This window comes from Cupriavidus sp. 05T313 (genome assembly GCF_056396665.1).
Map to the genome: position 1 here is coordinate 1 of NZ_JBFTLX010000494.1, position 1,626 is coordinate 1,626.

1 rRNA gene and 2 pseudogenes are annotated in these 1,626 nt (G+C 58.5%); 2 read left to right on the plus strand and 1 reads right to left on the minus strand.

Going from position 1 to position 1,626, the window contains the following annotated elements:
- Window positions 1-109, plus strand: a 5S ribosomal RNA gene (gene rrf / locus AC1DKD_RS41160); the annotation flags it as partial.
- Window positions 110-308: 199 nt separating this feature from the next.
- On the opposite strand, the pseudogene AC1DKD_RS41165 reads toward rrf, so the two are convergent.
- A pseudogene (locus tag AC1DKD_RS41165) lies at window positions 309-1,249 on the minus strand (DUF808 domain-containing protein).
- Window positions 1,250-1,340: 91 nt separating this feature from the next.
- On the opposite strand from AC1DKD_RS41165, the pseudogene AC1DKD_RS41170 reads away from it, so the two are divergent.
- Window positions 1,341-1,626, plus strand: a pseudogene (locus AC1DKD_RS41170) (hypothetical protein); the annotation flags it as partial.

A 1,626-nucleotide genomic window follows, 5' to 3' on the forward strand; every position in this document is an offset into this window, starting at 1 on the left:
CCACCCCTTCCCATCCCGAACAGGACCGTGAAACGACTCCACGCCGATGATAGTGCGGATACCCGTGTGAAAGTAGGGATACCCGTGTGAAAGTAGGTAATCGCCAGGCTCTCCCTTGAAACCCCCCAGTACGAAAGTACTGGGGGGTTTTGCTTTTGCGGCGGCGATTCACGCTGCTCCTTCGGAGTTTTGCGCCGAAACAAGCACAGCGCTCTGATCCGCTCGTGGCGAAAAGGCCGATTAAAGCCTGCTTCAAGCAAACCTTCTTGTCCGCGATCGCCAGCACAAGGTACAGGTCCAGTCGCAAGTTAGCGCGATGACGGCAGAAGAACCCGCATTCCTCGCTTCACTGCCGTGAAGCCGATCGTAACCAACGCCCCGGCCAGCAGACCGATCATCGCATTGATCAGCATCGGTGCCGCTATTTCCAGTCCACTGCCGAGCAACGGTACTTCCCCAAGCATTTGCGTTGTTACCTCCGTCAGGCGATGCATGCCAGGAAATCCGTGTGCCAGTATCCCGCCGCCAACCAGGAACATTGCCACGGTACCCACAACGGAAAGTATACGCATTAGCCAAGGCGCCAGCCGAAGAACCCCGCGGCCCACGGCTCGCGCGAGGGTGGAGGCTTTCTGACTAAGATACAGGCCGGCATCGTCGAGCTTGACGATGCCGGCCACTAGCCCGTAGACACCCACTGTCATGACGAGGGCGATGGCGGACAGCACGGCCACCTGCGTACCAAACGGCGCGCCGGAGACGGTCCCCAGTGAGATCACGATGATCTCGGCGGACAGGATGAAATCCGTGCGCACGCGCCGCGGATCTTCGCCTTCTCGTCAATTGCTGAATCCGTCGGAGGATCTTGTGCCTGATGCTCGCCAGGAGGATCTACTTCGCTCCGTGACTCTCCGTGCATGAAGCGGTGCGCGATCTTTTCAAATCCTTCGTAGCAAAGGAACGCGCCGCCCACCATCAGCAGTGGCACGATCGCCCAAGGGGTCGCAGCACTGATTGCGAGCGCAGCCGGTACCAGAATCGCCTTGTTGCGCAAAGAACCCACCGCAACCGACCACACAACCGGCAACTCGCGATCGGCTTTCACGCCGCTGACCTGTTGCGCATTGAGGGCAAGATCGTCGCCCAGGACACCAGCGGTCTTCCTGGCAGCCACCTTGCTCATGGTTGCCACATCGTCAAGGATCGAGGTGATGTCGTCGATCAACAAAAGCAGGCTGGTGCCGGCCATATTTCAAGCTCCCATGTCGGTGCTGAGTAGGAGAGGCCCTTCAGGTGATCAAGGCCGCATGGCAAGATATTGCCATATGGAAAGACGGCGATTGATCCCATACCCACTCTATTTGGGGGCGATCCTGGCGGTTCGCCTTCAGTGGGCTGTTAGCTTGCAGGCTAAAATCGAGCGAGAACCGTTCGCTTCCTCGGCCGTAGGGGAAATATCTAAAATCAATGCTTGTCGCGTCATTCCTGTTGCGCGGCTTGGGCGTCGCGTCGTGGCAGTGGAGCCAACTCGCGAATTGCGTCAGGAGGGGCAGCGCATCCATTCGAGTTTGCCCATCGAATGGCTGGATGACGAACTGCCATACCTAGTGGGTATGCGATCCAGGC